This window comes from Delftia sp. ASV31, assembly GCF_016428765.1.
Lineage (GTDB): Bacteria > Pseudomonadota > Gammaproteobacteria > Burkholderiales > Burkholderiaceae_C > Comamonas > Comamonas acidovorans.
The window spans coordinates 1-21,577 of record NZ_JAELTK010000093.1; the positions used below are offsets into that span (position 1 = coordinate 1).

The 21,577-nt window shown below is 68.1% G+C and carries 17 protein-coding genes and 1 other RNA gene; 8 read left to right on the forward strand and 10 right to left on the reverse strand.

The window, feature by feature from the left end; all coding sequences use genetic code 11:
• The 8 genes from hslU to dapF all read right to left on the reverse strand — a co-directional run.
• Nucleotides 1–1,267: ATP-dependent protease ATPase subunit HslU (gene hslU, locus JHD82_RS24560; RefSeq protein WP_199139295.1), on the reverse strand; the 1,267-nt coding region annotated here is incomplete at its 3' end.
• Nucleotides 1,268–1,384: 117 nt separating this feature from the next.
• Nucleotides 1,385–1,930 (reverse strand): ATP-dependent protease subunit HslV, encoded by a 546-nt coding sequence (gene hslV / locus JHD82_RS24565; RefSeq protein WP_012203389.1) that lies wholly within the window; start codon nucleotides 1,928–1,930, stop codon nucleotides 1,385–1,387.
• A gap of 124 nt (nucleotides 1,931–2,054) precedes the next feature.
• A complete protein-coding gene (locus JHD82_RS24570) occupies nucleotides 2,055–3,836 on the reverse strand; it encodes an STAS domain-containing protein (RefSeq protein WP_199139297.1) in 1,782 nt (593 codons plus the stop codon).
• Between the two features lie 45 nt (nucleotides 3,837–3,881).
• Nucleotides 3,882–4,376 carry an RNA polymerase-binding protein DksA gene (gene dksA, locus JHD82_RS24575; RefSeq protein WP_012203387.1) on the reverse strand — a complete coding sequence of 165 codons (495 nt, stop codon included), beginning with the start codon at nucleotides 4,374–4,376 and terminating at the stop codon, nucleotides 3,882–3,884.
• Nucleotides 4,377–4,907: 531 nt separating this feature from the next.
• Nucleotides 4,908–6,023: a GTP-binding protein gene (locus JHD82_RS24580; protein WP_013804115.1), complete on the reverse strand. Its 1,116-nt coding sequence runs from the start codon at nucleotides 6,021–6,023 to the stop codon at nucleotides 4,908–4,910.
• Nucleotides 6,024–6,157: 134 nt separating this feature from the next.
• Entirely contained in the window at nucleotides 6,158–7,255 is a 1,098-nt protein-coding gene (locus JHD82_RS24585; RefSeq protein WP_199139300.1) for a tyrosine recombinase XerC, read from the reverse strand.
• Nucleotides 7,256–7,269: 14 nt separating this feature from the next.
• Nucleotides 7,270–7,983, reverse strand: a complete 714-nt coding sequence (locus JHD82_RS24590) for a DUF484 family protein (RefSeq protein WP_012203384.1) — start codon at nucleotides 7,981–7,983, stop codon at nucleotides 7,270–7,272.
• On the reverse strand, nucleotides 7,980–8,840 hold the full coding sequence (gene dapF, locus JHD82_RS24595; protein ID WP_199139302.1) for a diaminopimelate epimerase: 861 nt from the start codon (nucleotides 8,838–8,840) through the stop codon (nucleotides 7,980–7,982). The genes JHD82_RS24590 and dapF overlap by 4 nt, the downstream gene beginning before the upstream one ends.
• A gap of 115 nt (nucleotides 8,841–8,955) precedes the next feature.
• Between dapF and JHD82_RS24600 the strand changes: the two genes are divergently transcribed.
• The 4 genes from JHD82_RS24600 to JHD82_RS24615 all read left to right on the forward strand — a co-directional run bounded on the left by JHD82_RS24600 (nucleotide 8,956) and on the right by JHD82_RS24615 (nucleotide 15,476).
• Nucleotides 8,956–10,626: an MBL fold metallo-hydrolase gene (locus JHD82_RS24600; protein WP_012203382.1), complete on the forward strand. Its 1,671-nt coding sequence runs from the start codon at nucleotides 8,956–8,958 to the stop codon at nucleotides 10,624–10,626.
• Between the two features lie 53 nt (nucleotides 10,627–10,679).
• Nucleotides 10,680–11,423, forward strand: a complete 744-nt coding sequence (locus JHD82_RS24605; RefSeq protein ID WP_012203381.1) for a pseudouridine synthase — start codon at nucleotides 10,680–10,682, stop codon at nucleotides 11,421–11,423.
• A gap of 95 nt (nucleotides 11,424–11,518) precedes the next feature.
• The gene (locus tag JHD82_RS24610) at nucleotides 11,519–12,841 is read left to right on the forward strand and encodes a sigma-70 family RNA polymerase sigma factor (protein WP_199139304.1); all 1,323 of its coding nucleotides are present in this window, start codon (nucleotides 11,519–11,521) and stop codon (nucleotides 12,839–12,841) included.
• Between the two features lie 154 nt (nucleotides 12,842–12,995).
• Nucleotides 12,996–15,476, forward strand: a complete 2,481-nt coding sequence (locus JHD82_RS24615) for a TonB-dependent siderophore receptor (protein ID WP_199139306.1) — start codon at nucleotides 12,996–12,998, stop codon at nucleotides 15,474–15,476.
• Between the two features lie 44 nt (nucleotides 15,477–15,520).
• Here JHD82_RS24615 and rnpB read toward each other — a convergent pair.
• Together rnpB and JHD82_RS24625 are read right to left on the reverse strand one after the other, a co-directional pair.
• Nucleotides 15,521–15,953: RNase P RNA component class A (gene rnpB, locus JHD82_RS24620), an RNA gene on the reverse strand.
• 56 nt (nucleotides 15,954–16,009) lie between these two features.
• Nucleotides 16,010–16,804, reverse strand: a complete 795-nt coding sequence (locus JHD82_RS24625; RefSeq protein ID WP_043780839.1) for a helix-turn-helix domain-containing protein — start codon at nucleotides 16,802–16,804, stop codon at nucleotides 16,010–16,012.
• Between the two features lie 96 nt (nucleotides 16,805–16,900).
• Here JHD82_RS24625 and JHD82_RS24630 point away from each other — a divergent pair, with 96 nt between their 5' ends.
• The 4 genes from JHD82_RS24630 to JHD82_RS24645 form a co-directional block, all read left to right on the forward strand.
• A complete protein-coding gene (locus JHD82_RS24630) occupies nucleotides 16,901–17,800 on the forward strand; it encodes a DMT family transporter (protein WP_012203377.1) in 900 nt (299 codons plus the stop codon).
• Nucleotides 17,801–18,074: 274 nt separating this feature from the next.
• Entirely contained in the window at nucleotides 18,075–19,394 is a 1,320-nt protein-coding gene (locus tag JHD82_RS24635; RefSeq protein WP_013804122.1) for an MFS transporter, read from the forward strand.
• An 87-nt stretch (nucleotides 19,395–19,481) separates the two neighbouring features.
• Nucleotides 19,482–20,159: a DUF2848 domain-containing protein gene (locus JHD82_RS24640; protein WP_199139308.1), complete on the forward strand. Its 678-nt coding sequence runs from the start codon at nucleotides 19,482–19,484 to the stop codon at nucleotides 20,157–20,159.
• A 50-nt stretch (nucleotides 20,160–20,209) separates the two neighbouring features.
• The coding region (locus JHD82_RS24645) for an amidase (RefSeq protein WP_199139310.1) at nucleotides 20,210–21,577 on the forward strand (1,368 nt) is incomplete at its 3' end.

Genomic DNA, 21,577 nt, shown 5'->3' on the forward strand with positions numbered 1-21,577 from the left:
GGTCCACGTAGGCCGCGTCGATGGAGATGGTCTGGCCCGACAGATTGGCCGCGTCGAAGCTGACCTCGTCCAGCAGGCGCTCGAGCACGGTGGACAGGCGGCGGGCGCCGATGTTCTCGGTGCGCTCGTTGACATCGAAGGCGATGCCGGCGAGCCGGGTGATGCCTTCGGGCGTGAATTCCAGCGTGACGCCTTCGGTGGCCAGCAGCGCCTGGTACTGCTTGACCAGGGAGGCATGGGTCTGGGTGAGGATGGCCTCGAAGTCCTGGACCGACAGCGAGTCCAGCTCCACGCGGATCGGGAAGCGCCCCTGCAGCTCGGGGATGAGGTCGCTGGGCTTGGACAGGTGGAAGGCGCCCGAGGCGATGAACAGGATGTGGTCGGTCTTGACCACGCCGTACTTGGTGGAGACGCTGGTGCCTTCGACCAGGGGCAGCAGGTCGCGCTGCACGCCCTGGCGCGAGATGTCGGAGCCGCTGGTTTCCTGGCGCGTGGCCACCTTGTCGATCTCGTCGATGAAGACGATGCCGTTTTGCTCGGCGTTGGCGATGGCGCGGGTGCGCACGTCTTCCTCGTTGACCAGTTTTGCCGCTTCCTCGTCGGTCAGCAGCTTCATGGCCTCGGCAATGCGCAGCTTGCGCGTCTTGCGCTTTTCCTGGCCCATGTGGCTGAACATGCCGCGCAGCTGCTCGGCCATCTCTTCCATGCCCTGGGGACCCATGATCTGCACCTGGGGCGGCGCGTCGGCGACATCGATCTCGATTTCCTTGTCGTCGAGCTGGCCCTCGCGCAGCTTCTTGCGGAAAACCTGGCGTGCCGTGTTGTCGGCGGCCACCTCGCCGCTGCGGGCCTGGGGCACGAGCACGTCGAGGATGCGGTCCTCGGCCGCGTCTTCGGCGCGCAGGCGCAGCTTCTTCATGTCGGCCTCGCGCGTCTGCTTGACGGCCACCTCGGCCAGGTCGCGGATGATGGCATCCACGTCCTTGCCCACGTAGCCCACTTCGGTGAACTTGGTGGCCTCGACCTTGATGAAAGGGGCGTCGGCCAGCCGCGCCAGGCGGCGCGCGATCTCGGTCTTGCCCACGCCTGTGGGACCGATCATGAGGATGTTCTTGGGCGTGATCTCCTGGCGCAGGCCGTCGGCCACGTTCTGGCGGCGCCAGCGGTTGCGCAGCGCGATGGCCACGGCGCGCTTGGCGCCAGCCTGGCCGACGATGTGGCGGTCCAGTTCGGAGACGATCTCCTGGGGGGTCATGGCAGAGGACATGGTGTGTATTCGATGCATTGCGCCGCCAGCCCCGTTGCCTGGCCGCTGGCGACTGTGGGTTTCAATGCCGTGCGTTTCGATCGCCGGCCTGCTGGGCAAGCCGGCGCCGCGCGGGTGTCAGAGCGTCTCGACCGTGTGGTGCATGTTGGTGTAGATGCACAGCTCGCCGGCAATGGCCAGCGACTTGCGCACGATCTCCTCGGCCGACAGCTCGGTATTGGTCAGCAGCGCCTTGGCCGCAGAGTGCGCGTAGGCGCCGCCCGAGCCGATGGACACGATGCCCTGCTCGGGCTCCAGCACGTCGCCGTTGCCGGTGATGATCAGCGAGGCCGATGCGTCGGCCACGGCCAGCATGGCCTCCAGACGGCGCAGCACGCGGTCGGTGCGCCAGTCCTTGGTCAGCTCGATGGCTGCGCGCGTCAGGTGGCCCTGGTGCTTTTCCAGCTTGGCCTCGAAGCGCTCGAACAGCGTGAAGGCGTCTGCCGTGGCGCCGGCAAAGCCGGCAAGCACCTTGCCGTGGTAGAGCTTGCGCACCTTGCGCGCCGTGCCCTTGACGACGATGTTGCCCAATGTGACCTGGCCATCGCCACCGATGGCGACCTGCACGCCTTCGGGGGTCTGCCGGCGCACGCTGATGATGGTGGTGCCGTGATACTGTTCCATAGCGGTGCCAGATGAGGGCGAAGGCGGCCTTCTCAAGGGTCTGCTCAAAGAATGCCCACGCGCTCTTCGCGGCGGGCGCGCCGTCCTGCCGCAAGGGGTGTGGCGCAGCCGCCGCGCGGCAGGATCAGTCCCGCCGTGGAGTGACCTGCGCGTGCTCCTGGATGCCGATCACATTGAAGAACACCGCCACCAGCTGGTGCAGCTGGCCGAACTGCAGCACATGGCCCAGCGACTGCATGTGGGCAGCCCAGTTGAGCACGGAGCCGGCCGCCGCAAAGTCCATGCGCACCAGTTGGGTGCAGTCGATGAACACGGGCTCGCCCAGGCTGGCCCCCTCCTGCACCGGGTCCAGCCAGGTGGAGGCATCGCCTTCGATGGTGCCGGCCAGCGCAAATCGCACGGCGTCCGCCGTGGCAGCAATGCCTGCCTGCAGGGGCGCATCCGCGCCCTCGGTTTCGATGGCTTGCGTCAGGCACTGGCAGACCGGGTCCACCCACGAGGGAGGCGAGACCTCATAGGTGACGCAGTAGTCCAGCGCCACCAGCTCGAAATCATCCTGCCGGTTCATCAAACGCAGCACCGCCATGCGCAACCGCCACCACAGCGTATCCACGCTGGAATCGCCCGAGGGAGCCAGCGTGCCCAGCAGCGCCAGCAGCCGGTCCGCATTGAGCAGCACGAACACGCCCTGCGAGCCCGCCCATTGCTGCAGCAGCGCCTCCAGGGGCGTGGCCGCCGCATCGTCGATGCCGGCCACGGCAGCCCAGTCCAGGCTCCAGGGGCTGGAAGCCTTGGCCTGGGAGGCCTTCAACGCCGTCACGGCACTCGGCGTGATCTGTGCAGGTGCGCTCCAGCGCCAGCCACGCCCGGCCGCTGCGCCCGGCATGGACACCACGGGGGCGGTGCGCTGTTGCGGCATCGCAAACCATTGGGGAGCTGAGCGGCCGAAGCGCGCTGCGAATTCGATGCCCGCCTTGTCGAACTGCAGCGGGCGGTCGGCCGCACGGTACAGGTCCAGCAAGGCCAGCCAGACCGGCAGCTGCGCGGGAACATCGCGCCGGTCGATCAGCTCCAGCATGCCCTGCTCGGCGCCATCCACATCGCCATTGGCAAAGAGGATGGCCGGCTCTTCCAGGTCGGGATCGTGCTCGAACACCACGAAGCAGGGCGGCACCATGTCCATGGGCTGCGGCGGAGAGACCTCGGTGGCCGCGAAGGCCGGCAGGAAATCGGTCGCCCCCTCCAATGGCCGCAGGGGGCGGGCCATGGGCATGGGGTCAATGATGGGAGCCGTCGAGACGGAGGGCACCTGCGGCGCAGGTGCCAGGCTCATGGGTAGGGTGGTGGCAAAGGCAGCCACGTCGCCGGCCGAGGCAATGGCCGGCGGCACCACGTCGCTGAGCATGGGAATCTGCCCAGACGGCGGCGGCTGCTTGCGAAACGAGGCCGGAGCGGGGTTGCCGCCCGCAGGCAGCGCCATGGGAATGGTGGTTGCATCGGCCGCCTGCTTGCCCCGCCACCATTGCTGGGACATCTGGGCCTCGATCTCGTCGATCTTCTTGAGCGTGACGGCGCGTTCACCGGAGGATTTGGAGCTCAGCAGGCTGCTGAGAAATTGCGAGCCCTGCGCGGCGGGGCCGGGCACACCGACCGGTGCGGTGCCCGGCCTGGAGGCCTGTTGCAGCTCGGCCTGGCGCAGGCGGCGCAGCTGGTCGAACTCGCGCTTGCGCACGAAATCGTTGCGGCGCTTGCGCTCGATCATTTCCTTGAGCGCCTGCTTGCTGTACTGGCTTTCCTGCTCCCCGTCCAGGCCGTCGAGGTCGGACCAATTGACCGTAGGGTGGCGCACAAAGCGCACCACCTTGGACAACAACCCCCCCGATTTGCTGCTCTCTTCTTTTGCCATGGCGAGTCAGATTAGCACCGACGGCCTGCAGGCCGTTGCTGCAACTCAATCCCCATACATCTTCTGCTTGAGCTCACGGCGCTGCTGGGCTTCCAGCGACAGCGTGGCCGTGGGGCGGGCCAGCAGGCGGCCCACGCCGATGGGCTCGCCGGTCTCGTCGCAGTAGCCGTAGTCGCCTGCGTCGATGCGTGCAATGGATTGCTCGATCTTCTTGAGCAGCTTGCGTTCGCGGTCGCGCGTGCGCAGTTCCAGCGCATGCTCTTCCTCGATGGTGGCGCGGTCGGCCGGATCGGGAACCACCACGGTGTCCTCGCGCAGGTTCTCTGCCGTCTCACCCGCGTTGGTGTGCATGTCGTGCTTGAGAGTGAGCAGCTTGAGGCGGAAGAACGCCATCTGCTTCTCATTCATGTATTCGTCATCCGACATGGCCAGCACTTCGGCATCCGTCAGTTCTTCCACCGACTTGGTCTTCCAGGCATTGGCCAGCTTGGGGTCTCGTTTCGTCGATCCCGACGAAGGCGTTTGCGTAGTGGTAGGCATAGTGTTGGTTTCGCTAACTTAGTCCGCGCCGAGGGCTTCGGACGGGGCCATGGATGGTACTGTCAATCGGGGCGCCCGGGTCGAATGCCGTGTAGGACAGCCGATCGCCGCAGTTGCGGAACCTGCCGGCTTCCCCGTGCGGCGGGGTGCGGCAATCCAGGCCGTGCGGCGGCCGTGCGTGCAAAGAGCCCTTTTGCGGTCAGCAAGGGACACCAGGTCGGCAACGCCGACCGCAGTGCGGACCGCGGCCTTCTGGCTTGCAGCCGGGGCCGGTGCGGCCACTGACGGCTTCTTGCTGGATTCGGCGCTCACTTGCTGTCTCCTCACGGTATGGGCGACCCCTGCGGGGCAGTCCATTGGGCTTGGGGGCTCTCTTCAGGGGCGCGATTGTATCGATGCTCTACAGGAGCGCAAGCCGTTGCACATACCCCACAGGAATGCAAAGGGGCCGCCCACGCATGCGGGCGGCCCCTGTGTCATTCAGATGTCAGCAAAAAGCCATCCGATTGCCCACAAAGGTTCACAAAAAACTCAGACCAGGCACTGCTCCAGGCCCTGCAGGAAGATGTCCTGGGGCAGGTCGATGCCAATGAAGACCATCTTGCTCTGGCGCTTTTCGCCCTCGGCCCACTGCGGTCCCAGGTCGCTGCCCATGAGCTGGTGCACGCCCTGGAAAATGACCTTGCGCTCCGTGCCCTGCATGTTCAGCACGCCCTTGTAGCGCAGCATGCGCGGGCCGTAGATGTTGACGATGGCGCCCAGGAAGTCCTCCAGGCGGGCAGGGTCAAAGGCACGGTCGGCACGGTAGACGAAGCTCTTGACGTCGTCATCGTGGTGATGGTGGTGCGGATGCTTGCAGTGCTCGCCATGCTCGTGGTCATGGGCGTGGTCGTGCCCGCAGTTCTCGTCGTGCTCATGGCCATGGTCGTGGCCGCAGTGCTCGTCATGCTCATGCTTGTGGCCATGGTCATGTCCGTGGTCGTGGTCGTCTTCCTTGAGGAAGTCGGGATCGATGTCCAGCTTGGCATTGAGGTTGAAGCCGCGCAGGTCGAAGACCTCGTTCAGGGGCACTTCGCCGAAATGCACGGCACGGATGGGCGCGCGCGGGTTCATGTGCTTGAGGCGGTGGATGAGCGCGTTCTTCTCGTCCTCGCTGACCAGGTCGGTCTTGGACAGGAACAGCTGGTCGGCAAAGCCCACCTGGCGGCGCGCCTCCTGGCGGTCGTCCAGCTGCTGGTTGGCGTGCTTGGCATCGACCAGGGTGAGGATGGAGTCGATCAGATAGGTCTCGGCGATCTCGTCGTCCATGAAGAAGGTCTGGGCGACGGGACCGGGATCGGCCAGGCCCGTGGTCTCGATCACGATGCGGTCGAACTCCACCAGGCCCTTGCGGCGCTTGGCGGCCAGCAGCTGCAGGGTTTCGCGCAGGTCTTCGCGGATGGTGCAGCAGATGCAGCCGTTGCTCATCTGCAGGATCTGCTCCTTGGACTCCGTCCTGAGGATGTCGGTGTCGATGTTCTCTTCGCCGAACTCGTTCTCGATCACGGCGATCTTCATGCCGTGGGATTCGCTGAGCACGCGCTTGAGCAGCGTGGTCTTGCCCGAGCCCAGGAAGCCGGTGAGGATGGTGACGGGAATCAGTGCCATGGGATTGCTTTCAGAAAATTCAGCAAGGGGAAGCGGCAAGGCCCATCCACCACGGACGGGCCTTGTCGAAAAGACGTTCCGAATAAGTTTAGCGAGCCTGTCAAGTGCCGTTTTGCCAGAGGGCTTGGCCTTTTTTATCGGAGGCTGCCCTTTTCATCGTTATCTCCATTGCCATCGCCATCGCCACTGTCGCTGCCGCCCCCACTCTGGCGCCGCGCGCGTGGGTGGGCGCTCTCGTAGGCCTGGGCCAGATGCTGGAAATCCAGGCGCGTGTAGATCTGCGTGGTCGAGATGCTGGCGTGGCCCAGCAATTCCTGCACGGCGCGCAGGTCGCCGCTGGACTGCAGCATGTGGCTGGCAAACGAATGCCGCAGCACATGGGGATGGACACCGGCCGACAGGCCGGCCTGCTGGCCGCGCTGGCGCAGCCGCGCCCAGACCGACTGCGCGCCCAGGCGTTCGCCGCGCCGGCCAATGAACAGCGCCGGCTCCTGCCGCGCCGCCCGGGCCGCCGCGCCAGTCAGGCCCGTGTCCCGCAAGGCCAGCCAGCGCTGCAGCGCCTGCAGCGCGGCCGCGCCCACGGGCACGGTGCGCCGCTTGCCGCCCTTGCCCTGCACGTGGGCGTCGGCGGCCTGCAAATCTATCCAGCCACGGCCCTGGCGCTGCGTGTCCTGGCCGGGCGCCACGTCCAGGCCCACCAGCTCGCCCACGCGCAGGCCGCAGCTGTAGAGCAGTTCGGTGATGGCGGCGTCACGTGCCTCGATCCAGGGGTCGGCGTCGGCGTTGCTGAAGGCGGCCAGCTGCACGGCGTCATCCACGCCCAATGCCTTGGGCAGGGGTTTGGGGGCCTTGGGACCGCGCACGCCCTCGACGGGATTGAAGGGCACCAGCGATTGCTGGGCTGCCCAGCGGAAGAAGCTGCGCCAGCCCGACAGGATGAGCGCAATGCCGCGCGGGCTGCGGCCCCGGGAATGCATCTGGGCCACGAAGCGGCGGATGTGGGCGGGCTGCAGCGCCAGCAGCTCCTGGCCGGCGTCGCGGGCCATGGTGCAAAGCCGGGCCATGTCCAGCGCATAGAGTGCGCAGGTGCGGTCGGCCAGGCGCTTTTGCACGCGCACATGCTCGAGATAGGCATGGACGGCGGCGGGGAGCATCGCCAGGTTCTCTGCCCCCAGATCCTCTGCCGGAAGATCGCCTTCCGGGAGCCCGTCCCTGTCCGATGCTCCCGGCATGGGCTTTCAGCCGGTCAGCCGCGCGCCAGGGTCAGCGGCACGGGCCGCATGCGCGACAGGGCCGCGCTGGCCAGGGCCGAGATGCGCGAGAGGAATTCCGTGCCCATGGTGGCCTCGAAGCGCAGCGGATCGGGAGACCCCAGCACCAGCATGCCGAAGGCATTGGCCGGGTTGATGCTGTCCCCGTCATGCAGCGTGAGCAGGGCCAGGGACTGGGCCGCATCGGGATCGACCAGCCAGCCGCCGGGCTCGAAGCCCATGTTGGGGCCGCAAAACGGCATGGTCAGCGACGCCGCGAAGGACTTGGCGTCCTCGCTGACGCCCATGGTGTAGATGCTGCTGGTCTGGGCGCCGGAGACGTTCCACAGGCGCAGGGCCACCTGGGGCACCTCGAAGACATGCTGCAGGCTGGCCGTGAGCGCGTGGGGCAGCTCGCGCAGGTCCTGGACCTTGGCCAGTGCACAGCTCCAGGCATGCAGCTTGTCGCCGATGGAGGCGTTCTCGCTGCTGTGGCGCATCATGTCCATGATGCGGTGCTCCAGGCCCTTGATCTTCTCGCGCAGCATCTCGGCCTGGCGTTCCTGCAGGCTGACGGTGCGCGGGCTGTGGCTGCTGACCAGCTGCACACGCGCGAGCATCTCGGCGTGGCGCTCGAAGAATTCCGGATGGTTCAGCAGGTAGTCGGCAATCGTCTCTTCGGTGACGGCGATATCGGTAGTGCTGTTCATGGCTGGTCGGGAACCTCGATCTGTCCTTCAAAAACAAACTCTGCGGGGCCGGTCATGCGCACTGCGCCGCCGTCCCACTCGATGGTCAGCCGGCCACCGCGGGTGTGCACATCGACGCGCGCGTCGAGCAGCCCCCAGCGAATGCCGGCCACCACGGCCGCGCAGGCGCCCGTGCCGCAGGCCAGCGTCTCGCCGGCACCGCGCTCGTAAACACGCAGCCGGATCTGGCCGCGATCGACGATCTGCATGAATCCCGCATTGACGCGCTGGGGAAAGCGCGCATGGCGCTCGATCAGCGGGCCCCAGGTGGCCACGGGGGCATGGTCCACATCGTCCACCAGTTGCACCGCATGCGGGTTGCCCATGGAAACGGGGGCGATCCAGACCGTGGCCTCGTCGCCCAGCTGCAGGGGCCATTGCTGCGCCGCACCCAGCGGGCGGGGCACAAGGTCTGCACCATTGAAGGGCACCAGGGAGGGCTCCAGCACGGGCTGGCCCATGTCCACGGTGACGCGGCCATCGGCATGCAGCTCGGGGGCGATGAGGCCGGCCAGCGTCTGCACGCGGATGACGGACTTGCCGGTCAGGCCCTTGTCGTGCACATAGCGCGCAAAGCAGCGCGCGCCGTTGCCGCACTGCTCGACCTCGCCGCCGTCGGCGTTGTGGATCACATATTCGAAATCGATGCCTTCGGCGGGCGAGGGCCGCACCGTGAGGATCTGGTCGGCGCCCACACCGAATTGGCGATGGGCGAGGAAGCGGTACTGGGCTGCGCTCAGGCCCAGCGGGCCGGCGGTTTCGTCGAGGACCACGAAATCGTTGCCAGCGCCCTGCATCTTGGTAAAGCGGATCTGCATCCGGCGATTATCCCCTGCACGGCAGCCTCATGGCGCAATCCGGGGCCATGCCCCGCAGCAGTACTTGCGTCTCTTGCGCAACAGCGGCGGGCGGGCCAATCCGCATAATGCCCCCATGACCCGCCCCAGCCAGCTCCTGCACCCCCAGCGCCAGCCCGTAGACACGCTCAAGGCCTCCACCGTCCTGCTGCTGCGCGACCGCGCCGATGGCCAGGGGCTGGAGGTGCTGATGACGCGGCGCTCGCCCAAGGCCAGCTTCGTGCCCAGCGCCTACGTCTTCCCAGGAGGCGGCATCGAGGCCCAGGACGCGGCCGAGGCCGCCCATGCCTGCGCCAGCACCCGCCCCGCCCAGGCCGGCGACGCACTGCGCATCACCCAGGCCATCGCCGGCCTGCGCGAGACCTTCGAGGAACTGGGCATTTTGCTGGCCCACGACGCCCAGGGCCGGCCGGTATCTGCCGCCGAACTGGCCACGCTGGACCGCAAGGCGCCGCTGGTGCCCCAGTGCGAGGCACGCGGCCTGCGCCTGGCTGTGGATGCGCTGTGGTACCTGGCCCACTGGACGGCCGACCGCGACCAGCCCCGGCGCTTCGATGTGCCCTTCTTCGTGGCGCGCATGCCCGAAGGCCAGGAACCCGACGCCGACGGGTCGGAACAGTTCGAGCCCATCTGGGTGCGCCCGCAGGAAGCGCTGGAGCGCCACCGCGCGGGCAGCTTTCCCATGATCTTCCCCACCATCCGCACGCTGGACCGGCTCAGCCGCTTCGCGGGCACCGATGCCGTGTTCGCCGCCCTGCAAGGCGAGCAGCCGCTGTGGCAGTGCTGCCCGCGCACCGGCTTTCTCAATGGCAAGGAAGCTCGCCACATGGAGGACGAGGCCCCCTTCGGCGAGCTGGAAATGGTCTGCCCGGACGGCCAGATCCTGCACACGCTGGACTGGCAGAGCGAGCGCGCCGTGCCACTGCGCAAGAACCTGCTGCGCCTGACGGCACCCAACCCCGGCGTGATGACCGGCCCCGGCACCAACAGCTATCTGGTGGGCGATGCCGCCACCGGCTACGCAGCCATCGACCCCGGCCCGGCCGACGCCGCCCATGTGCAGCGCCTGTTCGATGCGGCGGGCGGCGACATACGCCACATCCTGTGCACGCATTCCCATGCCGACCACTCGCCGGGCGCCGCGCTGCTGCAGGCGCTGGCCGTGCAGGCCGGCAGGCCCAGGCCCGCCATTGGCGGCCTGCCCTCGGCGCCCACGGCCCGGCCGGCCAGCCGCTTCACCCCCGACTACGCACTGACCGACGGCCAGCGCATCGTGCTGCAGGATGCGCAAACTGGCACCACCCACACCCTGCAGGCCGTGTTCACGCCCGGCCATGCGGCCAACCATGTGTGCTTTGTGCTGGAGGAAGACGCCCTGCTGTTCAGCGGCGACCACATCCTCAATGGCAGCACCACCATCATCGATCCGCCTGACGGCAACATGCGCGACTACATCGATTCGCTGGACAGGCTCGACGCGCTGTGCGCCGCGCACGATGTGCGCTTCATCCTGCCGGCCCATGGCTATGTGCTGGGCTTTGCGCGCCAGGCGATCGCCAAGCTCAAGGCCCACCGGCTGGCGCGCGAGGCCAAGGTGCTGGCCGCCATGCAAAAACAGCCCGACGGCAGCGTGCAGGACTGGGTGCGGCTGGCCTATGACGACGCCCCGCCCCAGCTGTGGCCGATTGCCGAGCGCTCGCTGCTGGCGCATGTGGAGCGCATCCGTGCGCTGTGCGGGCGGCAATGAGCGGCAATGACCGACGACGCGCGCGGGGCCTGGTATCTGGTTAAGCTGCGCGCATGTCTGAATCTGAAAGCGTTCGCCTGGCCAAGCGCCTGGCCGAACAGGAACAATGCTCGCGCCGCGAGGCCGAACTGCATATCACCGCCGGCAACGTCCAGGTGGACGGCAAGGTCGTGCAACTGCCCGAGACGCGCGTGCGCCCCGAGCAGCAGGTCACGCTGCGCAGCGGCGCCCAGCCCGAGGCCGTGCCGCCCGTCACCCTGCTGATGAACAAGCCTGCGGGCTATACCCAGGGCCGGCCCTATGGCCGGGTGCGCAGCGCCCACTCCCTGCTGGGCGAAGCCAGCATGGCCCAGGTGGACACGCCCATGCCGCTGCTGGTGCTGGCCCAGCACTTCAAGAACCTCGAGTCCTTTTTGCCCCTGCCGCTGCCGGCCAGCGGCCTCATCGTCTACACCCAGGACAAGCGCGTGGCGCGCAAGCTGGGCGAGGAAGGCATGTGGCTGGAGCAGGAATGCATCGTCGGCGTCGAGGGCCAGATCCACGAGGACGGCCTGGAGCTGATGAAGGCCGGCCTGCCGATCGGCAAGCGCCAGCTGCCGCCCTGCCGCGTGAGCTGGCAGAACGAGAACCACCTGCGCTTTGCGCTCAAGGGCATCGCCCCCGACGAGATCGACGCCATGTGCACCGAAGTGGGCCTGCGCGTGGTCAGCCTGCGCCGCCTGCGCATTGGCCGCCTCTCTCTGGCCAAGGTGCCCGAAGGCCAGTGGCGCTACCTGATGCCCTGGGAGCGGTTCTAGGCCGGCATTGCCGGGTGCGCGGCGGGCAGCACATTCGGCAAATGAGAATCATTTCATAGAATGCGGGATTCCCGTGCTGCCTTCGGGCCTCCCGCATGCCTGCGCCCGCCTCTTCCTCTTCTTCCCTGCTGAGCAACTTCCAGGACAGCTACCACGAGCTGGTGCGCTTCGTGGCGCGCCGCGCCGGCCCGCAGGCCGCGCGTGACCTGGTGCATGACGCCTGGATACGCCTGGCCGAACGCCAGCGCGGCGAAAGCGATGCGCCCGCCGCGCCGGACAGTCCGCCAGGCGCCAGCCGCGCCTATCTCTACGCGGTGATGGAGAACATCGCCATCGACCACCTGCGCCATGGCCAGCGCACGGCCGAGCGCTTTGACACCAGCGCGAGGGAAGGCGAGCCGCCCTCCCCCCTCAGCCCCGATGTGGCCGACACCCATTCCTACCGCCAGGCCCTGGCCGGGGTCGAAGGCGCCCTGGCGCAGCTGCCCGCGCGCTGCCGCGACATCTTCCTGGCCGACCGCATCGAGGGCGCCTCGCATGCCGAGCTGGCCGAGCGCCACGGCGTCTCGGTCAAAACCGTGGAACGCGAGGTCATGCGCGCCATGGACAGCGTGGAAGCCTCGCTGCGCCGCTGGCGCGGAGACATTGCCGCACCCGCACCACGCACGGGCCGCCGCCGCGCCCTGTCCACCCTGCTGGGGATGGCGGGCCTGGGTGTCGGCAGCCCGGCAATCTGGCTGGCCTGGCGCCAGTGGATGCCGCAGTACCAGGTGCGGCTGGCCACGGCCACCGGCCGCCTGCTGAACCAGCCCCTGCCCGACGGCAGCAGCTTGACGCTGGACGCCGCCAGCCGTGCCGAGGTGGATTTCTACGCCACGCGCCGCCAGGTGCGGCTGCTGGCCGGCAGCGCCTTCTTCGCCGTGGCGCGCGACACGGAACGGCCCTTCGTGGTCCAGGCGGCGGACGTACAGGTCACCGTGCTGGGCACGCGCTTCGAGGTGGCGCTGGAGGACGATGCGGTGCTGGTCGCCGTCGATGCGGGCCGCGTGCAGGTGCGCGACGGCAGCGGCGCCCGGCATGCACTGGGCGCAGGCCAGATGCTGCGCCTGGCGCCAGGCCAGACGGCCGCCGTGCAAACGGTTGCGGCTGTGGCCGCCTGGCGCGAAGGCTGGCTGGACTTCCAGAACACGCCGCTGGCCGAGGTGGTCCGGCGCCTGGAGCGCTACAGCCTGCAGCCACTGCGCGTGGAGCCCGACGCCGCCGCCCTGCCCGTGCTGGGGCGCGTGCGCATTGCGGCAGCCCAGGGCTGGCTGCGCATGCTGCCGCGCACCTTGCCGGTGAGCGTGCAGGAAGAGGTGCAGGAAAAGGAGCAGGGCCCGGGAACCGGGCGCACCCTGGTCATCCGCCGCCGCAGCTGATGCGCTGATGCGCCCATGGCCCCGGTATGCACGGCGCATGCGCACCAGGCGTGAGGGAATGTCTGCGCCCGTTCGTATAGGCATGAGGACCCGGGAACGCGACGCATTCGCAGCCCGGGAATCGCCATTGCCCAGATCCGCCACGGGACCTTCCATGTCTTCATTCCCCTCCAAGCCTTCCCGCCTTGCCTGCCGCCTTGCCCGCCACCATGCCGTTGCCGCGGGCATCGCGCTGCTGGCCCTGCAGCTGTCTCCAGCCGCGCTGGCCCAGGCGGCGCCGGTCACGGCCGCCAGCACCGACTTCCACATTCCCGCCCAGCCGCTGGACCAGGCGCTGGCCCAACTGGCCCGCCAGGCTGGCCTGCAGCTGCTGGCCGCGCCTGAACTGGTGCAGGGCCGCCGTGCGCCCGCCGTGGAAGGGCGCCTGAGCACCGCCGCCGCCGTGGCCCGGCTGCTGCGCGGCAGCGGGCTGGAAGGCCATGTGAGCCAGGACACGCTGGTGGTGGAAAAGCCCGCCGGCACCGTGGCCCTGCCCGAAGTCACGGTCTCCGCCGTGGGCGAGACCACGACCACCGAGGGCTCGGGCTCCTACACCACGGGGCTGATGAGCACCTCGACCAAGCTGCCGCTGTCCATCCGCGAGACGCCCCAGTCCCTCACCGTGGTCACGCGCCAGAAGATGGACGACCAGGGCATGCTGTCCATCGACGACGTGGCCAACAGCGCCACCGGCATCACCATCAACCGCTGGAGCGACGACCGGGCGCGCTATTTCTCGCGCGGGTTCGTGATCGGCTCCTTCCTGCAGGACGGCGTGCCCGTCTCGTATGAAACCGACACCTCCACCTACGACACCATGGCCATGTACGACCACGTGGAAGTGGTGCGCGGCCCCACGGGCCTGATGACGGGCGTGGGCGACCCTTCGGGCACCATCAACTTCGTGCGCAAGCGCGCGCCGCGCACCACCCAGCGCTCGGTCACCCTGCGCGGCGGCAGCTGGAACCAGGCCGTGGGCGAGGTCGATGTGGGCGGTGCCCTCAACGAGGACAGCTCGGCGCGCGGGCGTGTGGTGGCCTCGGCCCAGTCGCGTGACCACTTCATTGATGGCTACAGCAGCCGCCGCCAGCTGCTGTACGGCACCGCCGAGTTCGACCTGGGGCGCGACACCACGCTGAGCGTGGGCGGCTCCTATGTGAACGAAGACAACCCCGGCTCGCAATGGATGGGCGTGCCCATGGGCTTCGATGGCTCCTTCCTCGACATTGCGCGATCCAGGCGTTTCTCGCCCTCCTGGAGCAAATGGGACAAGAAGGAGGTCAGCCTGTTCGCCGACCTGGAGCACCGCTTCGACAACGGCTGGAAGGCCAGGCTGGCCGCGCGCGCCCTGCAGGCCAAGTCCGCGCTGGACGGCGCCTACCTGGTCTCGGGCGGCCTGGACGACCAGGGCCGCACGCGCTACGACGTGGCCGGCGGCCTCTACGACTACGACAAGCGCCAGCTCAGCCTCGATGCCTCGGCCCAGGGCCCCGTGCGCCTGTTCGGCCGCGAGCATGACCTGGCCTTCGGCGTCAGCCGCCGCACCATCCGCTGGAGCGACCAGGGCTACAGCTACCTGTCGCCCACGGGGGAATGGCTGATCGCCAATGGCGTCGATCCCTATACCTGGAACCCCGACTCGCTGGACCGCTCCGGCCTGCTGGCCGAAGACCTGTGGACGCGCCGCCAGAAGACCACGCTGACCTCGGCCTACGCCACGGGCCGCTTCCTGCTGGCCGAGCCACTGAACCTGATCGCCGGCGCGCGCCTGGACTGGTACGACTTCACCAACATCCAGCGCCAGGGCAGCTGGAGCCGGGAGCGCGAATTCAGCGAGAAAGCCCATGCCACGCCCTATGCGGCGCTGACCTATGACATCAGCAAGACCTACTCGGCCTATGCCAGCTACACCAGCATCTTCCGGCCGCAGGATTTTCTGGATGTCTCGGGCAGCATGCTGGCGCCGGTGGAGGGCCGCAACTTCGAGCTGGGCCTCAAGGGCAGCTACCTGGACGAGCGCGTGAACCTGGCCGTTGCCGTGTTCAACACCACGCAGGACAACCTGCCCCAGGCCATCGCGGACCTCAACACCTGCACGGTGAAGACCAATTGCTACCGCTCGGTGGGCAAGGTCAAGAGCAAGGGGCTGGACGTGGACATCAGCGGCGAGATCCTGCCGCGCCTGAACGCCGGCCTTGGCTATACCTTCACCCAGGCCGAGATCACCAGCGACAGCACCGAAGGCGCCAAGGGCGCGCCCTATGCCAGCTACACGCCGCGCCACCAGCTCAAGCTGTCGGCCATGTACCACCTGGGCGGCGAGCTGGGCGCATGGCGCGTGGGCGGCGGCCTGCGCTACCAGAGCCGCACCACGTCCGAGTCGCTGACCAGCGCCGAGGGCTATGCAATCCGCCAGTCCGCCTATGCCGTGGCCGACCTGGTCATCGGCTATCGGGTGAACCGGCAGCTGGACCTGCAGATGAACGTCAGCAACCTGTTCGACCGCCGCTATTTCGAGACCCTGGGCACGAACAACGGCGGCAACTATTTCGGCGTGCCGCGCAGGCTGCTGCTGACGGCCAAATACCAGTTCTGAACCGCCCATGAAAATGCCCCGCCGGTGGCGGGGCATGAAAGAAAGTGTGAAGCGCGCCGATAAGCCGGATTCTGTGCACGCGGTTGCCCGCATGTGACCGCCATTAATCTGGGCCGGGCGTCGCCGCCCGGCTCGGTGCTACCTACCCGCACACTCCGGGGGCCCCGTCAACGTGTGCCTACTTGGTATTGCTGCGCGTAGAGATTGCCCGTTTCACCCGGGGACGCGTTCCGCGTCCCCGGGTGGCTATGGGGCCCAGGCTTTCGCCTGGGCGTCTGGCTTGCGCCATCCGTCGCCAGCTTGCGCTGGCACCCCATAGAACACCAAGTTGGCGGCACATGTCCCCGACTCGTCTCTGTTGCTCTGATCCTCACCTCACGGTGGACAGCCGTTAGCTGCTACGCTGCCCTGTGCAGTCCGGACGTTCCTCCAGTGCCGTGTTTCCACGATTGCACCAGCGGCGGTCTGGCGTGCTTCACGGGCGGCATTATCTCGCGGCTTGGGCCGGGCTGCTGGCAGATGGCGCAACAGCCTCACGGCGGCATGCAGAACTCGCGGCGGAATTGTTCAGGTGAGGTGCCGGCCTCGCGCTGGAACATGGCGATGAAGGCCGAGGGCGTGCTGTAGCCCAGGTCATAGGCGATCTGCTGCACGCTCAGGCCGGCCTCCAGCGCATCGATGGCCAGCAGGTAGCGCATGCGCTGGCGCCATTCGCCCAGGCCCATGCCCAGCTCGCGCTGGCAGTGGCGCGCCAGGGTGCGCTCGGTCATGTGCACGCTGGCGGCCCATTGGGCCAGGCTGCGGTGGTCCTCGGGCGCAGCGCGCATGCGGGTCAGCACTTCGACCAGGGCCGGGTGTTCGGCGGCCGGCAGATAGCCGGGCTCCACGGGAACGGCCCGCAACTGGTCGTAGAGCACACGGGCCAGGCGCAGGTCGGCGTCGGTGGCGGGAATGTGCACGTCGCGCACGGCAAAGTCGGCCAGGATGGCCTTGACGATGGCGCCGATGCGCATGGAGCACGGCTGCGCCGGCAGCTCCCTGCACAGCGCAGGCGCCAGGTAGACCGAGCGGTAGACCACGGCGTGCGCCACGTGGCAGCTGTGCACCACGCCGGGCGGCACCCAGACGCCGTACTGCGGCGGCGAGACCCAGTGCTGGCCTGCCGTGTCCATGCACATGCTGCCGTGGGGCGTGTAGTTCAGGTGTCCCCAGCTGTGGCTGTGCGGCGGCACCTCGGTGTCGGCGCCGAATTCGTCGTAGCGGAAGTAGTACTCGCCCGGCACATCCTCGACGTTCTGGATGTGCATGGGTTTGCTGGGACGGGGCATGGCGGATGGTCCGGGTTGCGCTATCGATTGTCCGAAACCAGGGATGCACTCCAAGTCGGACAGAACGATCATAGGATCAGTCTTAGGAGTCTTCCAATGGGGTCTTACCTTTTCCCTTTGATCGCCGTGCTCATCTGGTCGGTCAATACCGTGGTCAGCAAGATGGCGGCCGACAGCATCGGCGCGGCCGAGATCGGTTTCTACCGCTGGCTGGTGGCGGCCGTGCTGTTCACGCCGTTCCTGCTGCCGTCCATCTGGCGCCAGCGCGCCGACATCCGGCCGCTGCTGCCGCGCCTCATCGTGCTGGGGATGCTGGGCATGGTGATCTACCAGAGCCTGGCCTATTACGCGGCCCATATGACATCGGCCACGCACATGGGCCTGATCGGTTCGCTCACGCCCATGATGGTGCTGGGCCTGTCCACCGCCATGCTGGGCCAGGCGCTGAGCCGGGGCGCCGTGCTGGGCTGCGTGCTGGCGATTGCGGGCGTGGCCCTGGTGGTGTCTTCGGGGCAGCCTGCCACCTTGCTCACCCAGGGCCTCAATGGCGGCGATGCGCTGATGTTCGTGGCCATGCTGGCCTATGCGGTCTACAACATCCTGCTCAAGCGCTGGCCCATGCCGCGCCTGGCCACGGTGCAACTGCTGTACCTGCAGATCCTGGTGGCCGTGATCGCGCAGCTGCCGCTGTTCCTGATGGCGCCGCGCACGGGGCTGAACGCGACCAACCTGCCGCTGGTGGGCTTTGCGGGCATCATGGCCTCCATCGCCGCGCCGCTGCTGTGGATGATGTCGGTGGCGCGCATCGGGCCGGGCCGCTCCAGCATGTTCTTCAACCTGGTACCCATCTTCACGGCCGTGATCGCCTTCATGGCATTGGGTGAGCCCCTGGCGGCCTACCACGCCGTGGGCGGCGTGCTGACCATTGGCGGCCTGCTGCTGGCCGAGCTGTGGAAGCAGCCTTTGCGCGCACCGCGTGCCGCCGCCACCGCCTGAAAAAATCAGGGTTTTCCCGAGCGCAAATGGTGCACGCATGCCGCATGCCGGTGCGGCGCCCGCACCAGCTCTGCCCATAAGAATTTGCATTCAGGCCTGCTCATAATTTCTTGTTGGACAGCCCTGTCCCGCCTTTCGATACTGCCGCCACAGGAACAGCTCCAGACGCCCGGCCAGTCTCACTGCAGACCCGCCAGCGCCTGAAGCCCCTGAGACACACGGGCCCCGCCCCGGTCCGTGTGCCCGCTGCACCGTCGAAGACAGGAGACACCCCATGAGCAGTCCGGCATCCGCCGCACATTCCCCCGCCCACGGCGCCGGCCAGGCATCGCCGCCCGACATGGACGCCACCTACCGCAAGATCGCCTGGCGCCTGATTCCCTTTCTGGTGCTGCTCTTCATCCTGGCGTGGATAGACCGCGTCAACGTCGGCTTCGCCAAGCTGCAGATGCTGGACGACCTGCAGTTCAGCGAGGCCATCTACGGCCTGGGTGCCGGCATCTTCTTCATCGGCTACTTTCTGTTCGAAGTGCCCAGCAACCTGCTGCTGGAGAAGATCGGCGCACGCAAGACGCTGGCGCGCATCACCATCCTGTGGGGCGCGGCCTCCATGGCCATGGCCTATGTGACCACGCCCACCATGTTCTACGTGCTGCGCTTCATCTTGGGCGTGGTGGAGGCCGGCTTCTTCCCCGGCGTGGTGCTGTACCTGACCTACTGGTTCCCGGCCCGCCACCGGGCGCGCGTCAACGGCCTGTTCATGACCTCGTTCGCCATTGCAGGCGCCGTGGGCGGCCCGATTGCGGGCGCCATCATGAACGGCATGCAGGGCGTGGGCCATCTGTCCAACTGGCAGTGGCTGTTCATCCTGGAAGGCATTCCCTCGGTGATCGCCGGCTTCTTCGTGCTGCTGTACCTGCCCGAGAAGCCCGCCAACGCCAGGTGGCTGAGCCCGGCCGAGCAGCGCGCCGTGACAGCCGCCGTGGAGGCAGAGAACCAGGGCGGCCACAAGCATGTGTCCTTCCTGGACGCCTGCCGCAACTACCGCGTGTGGCTGTGCGCTGCCGTGTATTTCTGCATCGTCAGCGGCAACGCCACCATTGCCTTCTGGTCGCCGTCCATCATCAAGGAGATCGGCATCCAGAACACGCTGCAGATCGGCCTGATCTCGGCCATTCCCTTCCTGGCCGGCACCCTGGCCATGGTCTGGAACGGCATGCATTCGGACAAGACCGGCGAGCGCCGCATGCACTGCGCCCTGTCCGCGCTGATCGCGGCGGCGGGCCTGATCCTCACGGGCCTGTTCCTGCACAACGCCGTGCTCGCCCTGTGCGCGCTGACGCTGGCCTCCATCGGCATCCTCGCGGCCTTTCCCGTGTTCTGGTCGATTCCTGCCGCCTTCCTGGCCGGCACGGCGGCGGCCGGCGGCATTGCGCTGATCAACTCCATCGGCAACCTGGCCGGCTTCGTGGCGCCCTACATGATCGGCGCGCTCAAGACCAGCACGGGGTCGCTGTCATCGGGCCTGTACTTCGTGGCCGCGCTGGAATTCATGGCCGCCTTCCTGGTCGTGCTCTTCGTCAAGAAGCAGTGATGCCTGCGCGCGGCACAGCGCGCGCCACTGCCCCCTCCTCTTTCCCACCGGGGCCTGCGGCCCCGCCTTTTCCCTGGATCGCCTGCCATGCAACTGCAGTTCACCACCCCCGAGGGCCAGACCTTCGCCCCTGAATTCGACACCCTGATCGTCGCCGGCTGGGCCGGCCGCGACCGCGAGGCCATCGAGCACCACATCGAGGAGTTGGCCGCCATCGGCATCCCGCGCCCCAGCGCCGTGCCGCTGTACTACCGCATCTCCAGCAACCAGCTGAGCCAGCGCAGCGCGCTGCAGGTGCTGGGCCCGGACTCCTCGGGCGAGGTCGAGGTCTTCGTGTTCACGCACGAAGGCGAGATGTTCGTGAGCCTGGCCTCCGACCACACGGACCGCAAGCTCGAGGCCTACAGCGTGGCCTTTTCCAAGCAGGCCTGCGTCAAGCCCGTGGCCACCCAGGCCTGGCGCTTTGCCGACGTGGCCGGCCACTGGGATGAGCTGGTCGTGCGCTCGTGGATCGTGGAAAACGGCCGCGAGGTGCTCTACCAGGAAGGCACGCTGGCCAGCCTGCGCACGCCCCAGGACCTGATCGCAGGCTTCACGGGCGGCAAGGATCTGCTGCCCGCAGGCTGCGGCATGACCTGCGGCACGGTGGGCGCCATCGGTGGCATCCGCCCCTCGACGCAGTTCTCCATGGAGCTGTACGATCCCCGCAGCCAGCGTTCCATCCGCCACAGCTACCGCAGCGAACTGCTGGACGTCGTGGCCTGAGCCCCGACTCCGATCCGCCCACGCCCGCCTTCACCCACAGGACTTCCCACATGACCCAAGCCCTCCCCCTGCCCAGCCTGGAACTGGCATCACAGCGCCTGCATGGCGGCGAAACCACCTCGGTGCAGCTGACCGAGCAGGCCCTGGCCCGCACCATGTCGGGGGAAGGCCCCAAGGTGTTCACGCGCGTGTTCCAGGGCGCGGCCCTGGCCGAGGCCCGTGCCAGCGACGTGCTGCGTGCGGCCGGCCTGGCGCGCTCGCCCATCGAGGGCCTGCCGGTCTCGGTCAAGGACCTGTTCGACATCGCCGGCTTTCCCACGCTGGGCGGCTCGCGCCTGCTGGCCGACGCACCGCCCGCGCAGCGCACGGCCGAAGTGGTGCAGCGCCTGCGCCAGGCCGGTGCCGTCATCGTGGGCACGACCAACATGACCGAGTTCGCCTACTCGGGCCTGGGCATCAACCCGCACTACGGCACGCCGCGCAATCCCTGGCAGCGTGACGAGGGCGGCGGCCGCATCCCGGGAGGCTCGTCCTCGGGCGCGGCCATCTCGGTCACCGACGGCATGGCCATGGCGGCCATCGGCTCGGACACGGGCGGCTCGGTGCGCATTCCTTCGGCGCTGTGCGGGCTCACGGGCTTCAAGCCCACGGCGCGCCGCGTGAGCATGGAGGGCGTGCTGCCGCTGTCGGCCAACCTGGACTCCATCGGCCCGCTGGCGCCCAGCGTGCGCTGCTGCGCCACGCTGGACGCCATCCTCAGCGGCGAACCGCTGGGCGAGCTGCATGCCGCGCCGCTGCAGGGCCTGCGCCTGCTGGCACCCACCAACGTGGTGCTGGACGGCATGGACGCCACCGTGGCCGCCGCCTGGGAGCGCGCCCTGTCCCTGCTGTCGCAGGCGGGCGCCCACATCACCCATGCCGTGGTCGCGCCCTTCGGCGAGCTGGCCGACATCAATTCCAAGGGCGGCTTCACGGCCGCCGAGGCCTGGGCCTGGCACCGCCACCACATCGCCACGCGCCTGTCCGAGTACGACCCGCGCGTGGGCACGCGCATCCTGCGCGGCAAGGACATCAGCGCGGCCGACTACATCGACCTGCTGGCACGCCGCAGGCAGTGGATTGCCGCCGTCAGCGCCCAGATGGCCGACCATGACCTGATCGTCATGCCCACCGTGCCCGTGGTCGCCCCGAAGATCGCCGACCTCACGCAGAGCGACGAGGCCTACTTCGGCGCCAACGGCCTGATCCTGCGCAACCCCACGCTGATCAACTTCCTCGACGGCTGCGCCATCTCCCTGCCCTGCCACCGCGCAGGCGAGGCGCCCGTGGGCCTGAGCCTGGCCGGCCTCGGCGGGCAGGACCGGCGACTGCTGTCCGTGGCCCTGGCCGTGGAACAGCTGCTGGCTTCGGCGCAGGAC